The sequence below is a fragment of the Deltaproteobacteria bacterium genome, assembly GCA_016874775.1.
Classification (GTDB): Bacteria; Desulfobacterota; Binatia; order Bin18; family Bin18; genus VGTJ01.
In genome coordinates this window covers 1-2727 of the sequence record VGTJ01000338.1, presented here as the reverse complement: position 1 = coordinate 2727, position 2727 = coordinate 1, and the positions used below count along the sequence as shown (strand labels likewise).

The following is a 2727-nucleotide window of genomic DNA, read 5'->3' as shown; positions in this document are numbered from 1 at the left end:
GTCGCCCGCGTTCATCCAGCTCTTCGACCAGACTTCGATACTTAGACCGAAGCCAGCACACAATGGTCTCGTCTCTCATCCCTGCTCTTGTGCAGAGGCTCTCCACTCCGGTCAATCACTATTGCGGTAAGTTGTTTCCTGCCACCGCCTTAGTGCTCCACGATGCAGTCTTCTCTACTTCGTCAACGCGGCCAGGAGAAGGGGAGCTTCTGCACGTGAACCATATGTCTTCGGTCGCTACTCGCAGGCCGCACTGCGATACCCCTACAGGATTGTTTTCTAAACTGTTCGCGAGGAACACGCAAGCAAAAAATTATTGTTTCAACGAAAAGACGGCAATAACTGCTTCAAGCGTCGGCAAGGAGGGAAGATCGTCGTGTCTTGACGAGCTCATTGTCCGATGGCGAATCCATCGTGCTTCTTCAGGAAGTAGACATTGACGAAAAACATCAACCAGCGACGAGGGAATCTCGGCTCTTCCGCCAGGGATCACAAGGACTTCTCGTTGCTTCCCTGGACAGAGCGTGAGCCACTCAGAAAGAGTCTGTGTGTCATCCGGGGTGCCCATGTGTTCGACCATTGCCACAAAACGGTACCCACGCCCGTGCACGGTTTCTATGTAGCGGGGCGCATCAGCATCGTCTTTCAAGGCGTAACGCAATTCCCGGATCGACGTCGCCAGGGTAGCGTCACTCACGCAGGTCTTCCCCCACACGGCAGCAAGCAATTGAGCTTTTGTCACTAGTTGTCCAGCTTGTTCGACTAACGTACTCAACACCGCGAACGTCTTTCGTCGTAAGACAATTTCGCGGGCGCCGTGCCACAACTGTTCATTGGCTGGATCTAGACGAAAAGGCGCAAAGAAAAGTTCCGACGTCATGTGCTTCATCGGCTTGCCCTCCACTGCTTTCGCTGCCGATCAAAACACATGCCAATAGACAGGAGCAGCTACACCCCTGATATCTTGGAGGTTCCGTTATGGAAGGCCAGAACGATGAGAGACGGCATGGTATCGCTTCGCTACACAGTCGTATCAATTTGGTTCAGCGGGTTCGCGAACTTACCTATTTATCTATGCGCGAAAAAACTCAGTAATTGTCTGAGCAATCTCCGCTGGCTTCTCCATCGCTAAAAAATGGCTCGTTGCCGGAACCGTCACGAGGGTTCCACACGGAATCTGTTGCGCGACCCGTTCGGCCACAACCGCTAGAAGGGGATCTGTATATTCACCGCACAGCACAAGTGTCGGACACGCGATGTTCTTGAGTTGCGAGAAAATATCGAGCGATCTCGTCGTCGCAAAAACGTGGGCTTCGACCTCAGCTGGACACTTCAATGTCACCTGGCCATCAGGCAGGTCTCGCGTCCCATGATTCACATAATCCCACAGAACATCTTCACGCCACCTAGCAAAGGCGTCTTTTCCTTGGTAGGCAGCAAAAAGTTGTTGACGACTCTCCCAAACCACCCGCCGGCGCAGTGTACGCTCGACCAGTGGATTATTCGGCGGCGCCTGAAATTGGGGTTCTCGTGGGAAACTCACCGGTTCTAGCAAAGCAAGGCCTCGCACTTTACCTGGATGGGTTGCCGCATACAAAGAAATGAGCGCTCCTCCACCCGAATGCCCAACACCATAAAAGTCATGCAGTCGAAGGTGCGCAACGACACGTTCCACATCATGCGCCATCTTTTGCCAGTGGTCCGCACCCAGCGCTTCGGTCTCGCTATCTCCTTGACCACGCAGATCAAGGGTCACAACATGATAGTGTTCTCGCAACAGTTCAACCATTGCACGATAGAGACGCCCCAGAAATCCATTCGCATGTAAAAGCAATAGACTTGGGCCGAGTCCTCCCCAATCTGCAACATGCAGTTTCACACCATCAACCGCAACAAACTGACTTCGTGGTTCCATAGCGGTTTCGTGTAGACTGCTCAGGAACAATTGTCTAGCATCCAGAATGAGATGAGAACCAAGGGAGACTCGCACATGGCCCACGATCATCACCACAAACATGGCCATCATTCACCCACGCAGGCGCTACAGGCTGAGGAACATCACCCCCGTCCGCATTTTCAGTATTGTCCCAAATGTGGCGGTTCACTGGGGCGCCAACGACTGAAGACCCATGAGCCCGAACGCCTGGTCTGTGCGAGTTGTACGTTCATCTTTTACGATGATCCCAAAGTTGCGGCCTGCACGGTTCCCATCGTCGATGGCAAGATCGTGTTACTGAAACGCGGCATTGAGCCGAGCTACGGCAAATGGGTGTTTCCGGGTGGATTCTTAGACCGCGGGGAACGCGTCGAAGATGCCGCCGCGCGGGAAACGTGGGAGGAAGTCAATCTCAAAGTTGAAGTCACTAAGCTCATTAATGTCTATTCGTATCCTGGGTATCCTGTTGTCGTGGTTGTCTACTTGGCCAAGGTCGTCGGCGGAGACTTGCAAGCGATGGATGAAACGCTTGAGGTACGTACGTTTGCACCGCACGAGATCCCCTGGGAGGATCTCGCGTTCCCGAGTACCCGAGATGCACTCACCGACCTTCTCCAACAAGAAAGACTGCTGTAGTTTCCTCGAAATTCGCATGGCACAAGAATAAGGCATGGGCAAGAATTAAGTTACCGATTAAGAGCGAGGAAGAAGCGTATAGTTCCAATCGCCATGAAACTTACCGGGTTTGATATTGAGCGCTTGAAACTCATCGTCGGAGACCTGTAGGCCTT

3 protein-coding genes are annotated in these 2727 nt (G+C 52.8%); 1 reads left to right on the top strand and 2 read right to left on the bottom strand.

What is annotated here, in order from left to right:
* Window positions 1-313 precede the first annotated feature (313 nt).
* Together FJ147_28235 and FJ147_28230 are read right to left on the bottom strand one after the other, a co-directional pair.
* Entirely contained in the window at window positions 314-889 is a 576-nt protein-coding gene (locus tag FJ147_28235) for a hypothetical protein (GenBank protein ID MBM4259772.1), read from the bottom strand.
* Window positions 890-1072: 183 nt separating this feature from the next.
* Complete coding sequence (locus FJ147_28230) at window positions 1073-2026, bottom strand: alpha/beta hydrolase (GenBank protein MBM4259771.1); 954 nt, start codon at window positions 2024-2026, stop codon at window positions 1073-1075.
* Here FJ147_28230 and FJ147_28225 point away from each other — a divergent pair.
* Entirely contained in the window at window positions 1991-2572 is a 582-nt protein-coding gene (locus FJ147_28225) for an NUDIX hydrolase (GenBank protein ID MBM4259770.1), read from the top strand. The two genes, FJ147_28230 and FJ147_28225, sit on opposite strands and share 36 nt — an antisense overlap.
* Window positions 2573-2727 lie beyond the last annotated feature (155 nt).